We start from the raw sequence: 2,825 nt of genomic DNA on the forward strand, positions 1-2,825 counted from the left end.
ATAGCGCTTTTTCACCGCATCGGTATAAAACCCCGCATCTACAGCCCCACGCTCACGCCGGGACAGGCTGTTATAGAGCTTTTTATCACCCTGCATACGCCGGAGCTTAGTGGCATTCTCGGTACTGATGAACCCCATGGCATGAGAGAGCCCTGTGAAATCACCGTTGGTAAAAAGATCGGCCACACCGTCAAGACCATCTTTAACACCGGACTTCAGAACGGTATGTTTGCCAACGGTGACGTCATTCATCATTCCACCGAAGAGGTTACTTTTCGTCCTGTTTTTTAGCCCCTCCCAGGATGCGCTGATCTCATTGAGGGAATCATTTAGCCCACTCAGTTTCTGAACCGTGTCATCAGAAAGGGTCAGACCCAGCGTATCGGATTTTGCCAGAAGCTCTTTGTAATGCGCCCCATCACGTAAAAGTGCCAGCATCTCTGGCGTGAGCCCCAGCGCATCGGATACCGTCTTTTGCTTTTGCGCGCCAATTGTCGGAAATACCTTCGCCAGATTTTCCAGCGTTTTCATCGTATCCGCCGTATGGTCGGCACGTTCCACGATGGGTACACCTATCTGGTTCAGTACGCCGGTAAGGGTACTCTGGCGATCGTTCATGGCATCGGTTAATGACCGGGATAAGGCTTCAACCGAATCCCGCGCCTTGTTGGTGTCAGCCCCGAGAATACGCATTCCCCCGGCCACCTGCGTCAGGTCATGAATGCTCATTCCCGCATCCATCGCCTGAACATTCAGGTTATACGCATCTTCAGCGGCATCTTTCATGCTGCCAGCCAGGGACGCGATCCCCTGACCCACGCCGTAAGCAACCGCCCCACCCACGCCTATTTTGGCGATAGCACCGCCATAACGGCCGGCGAGCTCGCCGGCGAGCTTCAGCGGTGGCACCATATCGCCAAAATACTGCACACCGCTTTTCGCGAAGGTATCGATTTTCGACAACCGGCTCCCAAGGTCATCCAGGCCTTCAATGGTCTTTTTCCCTCCCAGCTGTACCTTACTTCCGGCCTTATCCAGGTTGGGAAGCATTTTCGCAACAGTCGCTTCCAGCTCTTTAATGGTGGCGCTGGCCTCATCCTTAGCGACCAGCTCAAAGTCAAAACGATTACCCGCCATCACCACTCCTGATTTTGTTGATCCGGAGCGCCTGACGCTCCCAGTATTTCGCCTGCCTTAAGGTCAGGGGGCCGACATCGGCCGGCCCCCACCTCCAGTAGAACGTCAGGTTAGCTCTGAGGCGTCCCCGCTCTCCCCGTCCTTCTCCGGCGGCACCCACGTCAAAAAACGGGTTAACCAGACCTCGCAGCGCTTGTAGTCCCGGAATTTCAGTTTTCTCACAGCAGGGCGCGGCACACCGGACACAAGCGAAATCAGCAGCCCCATTCCCGAAAGCAAACTGTCTTCCTTTCCTCTTTCCTTGTAGAAATTGTCCACCTCATCAAGCGAGGGCTCCCTCAGCGTGATTTCCTGGTATTCACGGTGTTCTTTGCCCATAGAAATCGGGTAGCTGAGGAGGATCGTTTCCTCTTCCGGTAATTCGTAGATATCCTGCATATCAGCTCTCCTTCACGCTGCCGGTCATGCCTTCCCACTTCACGGTGAACAGCGCCTCTTCACTGTCCACCTCCTGCGGATCCGTCGTCCACATCCCGCTCCCGGTCAGGGTCTTGCCGTTGGCAAGCTCCACTACCAGCGTCACGTTTGTCATGTTGTTGTAGTCCGACAGCACCGTATTCCCTGCGTCACGCACCTGGCAGGAAATATAGGGGGCGACAAACGTCTCTTTGTAACCGTGGATCCCGTCCATCCCGATCAGCGTCTCGCGCTTCACGCGCCCCGTGGCATACTTGAACTGACCACCGACCATAATGGTCGAGCCGTCCACTGATACGTAGGCCGTACCGGCCAGTAAATTGTCACTCATCGTTTATCCTTACGCTGCCGGCTGCAGCCTGAACTGATTCATAAGTGCCACGATGCGCAGCTGGTTCACCAGGATGCCATCCCACAGCACATCTACCCGGTTCGGGTTTTGCCTGCTCTTCGTGACCAGAAGTCCCGCCGCAAAGGCGTCGCTGTCCTGCACATAGCCATCAAACTCCAGCTGCGTGTAACGTGACAGCAGCTCGCCTTTGATGATTTTGGGCGTCACAATCGGTGAGCCGGCGCGGAAACGGGTCCCGTCATCTACCAGTTTCATCCGGCCAAATTTCGACGTGATAAGCGTTTTCAGATCACGCGTGACAAACATCAGGGTGAACAGGGTCTCCACTTCCAGATAGCTGTCATCCGGCGCGCCGTAGGCGTTTTTCTGATACGTGGTGATGAGATTTTCAACCTGGATCGTCCCGTCATCCTGCACCGTATAGCTCGCAATACCGCTGTGCAGGAGGTTGTTACGTTCGGGCTGATCAAACTGCGAGATAACCGGCGGGGCCAGAACGCTGTATACCGGCAACGTCTGAACCGGACGACCCGGATCGGTTCGCAGGCTACTCGCCACCGCGCCGGTATAAGCGGCGCTCCACAGCCAGGCCGGGGACGGTGAGTCATAAACGCCCATCAGGGATTCATGCTGATTGTTCCGCGCCTCCCCCGTCGCCGTCAGTTGGCCGTAGGTCCCGGTCGCCGTGGCAAACACGTGCCCGTAAATCTGCTTCTGATAGCTCCAGCGCCCCGTGCTGTCATTCATGAACTGCTTCAGGGTATCGAGGCTGGTTGTGTCGGTGTAGGGCAGCACAATAAAATCAAACGGCTTGTCCTTCAGGCCCGACAGCGCGTCCAGCAACTCAGGTGTACCCGCC

At 55.9% G+C, this 2,825-nt stretch carries 3 protein-coding genes and 1 pseudogene; all 4 read right to left on the reverse strand.

All coding sequences use genetic code 11. The features are described 5' to 3' along the window. Positions 1-1,137, reverse strand: a pseudogene (locus DEO48_RS05295) (hypothetical protein); the annotation flags it as partial. Positions 1,138-1,242: 105 nt separating this feature from the next. Further along, on the reverse strand, positions 1,243-1,575 hold the full coding sequence (locus DEO48_RS05300) for a phage tail assembly protein (protein WP_109844560.1): 333 nt from the start codon (positions 1,573-1,575) through the stop codon (positions 1,243-1,245). Position 1,576: 1 nt separating this feature from the next. Further along, the gene (locus tag DEO48_RS05305) at positions 1,577-1,945 is read right to left on the reverse strand and encodes a phage tail tube protein (RefSeq protein ID WP_109844561.1); all 369 of its coding nucleotides are present in this window, start codon (positions 1,943-1,945) and stop codon (positions 1,577-1,579) included. A gap of 9 nt (positions 1,946-1,954) precedes the next feature. Then, the coding region (locus DEO48_RS05310) for a phage tail sheath subtilisin-like domain-containing protein (RefSeq protein WP_181366965.1) at positions 1,955-2,825 on the reverse strand (871 nt) is incomplete at its 5' end.

The sequence above is a fragment of the Enterobacter sp. CGMCC 5087 genome (genome assembly GCF_003144775.1).
In the GTDB taxonomy this organism is placed as follows: Bacteria; Pseudomonadota; Gammaproteobacteria; order Enterobacterales; family Enterobacteriaceae; genus Enterobacter; species Enterobacter cloacae_M.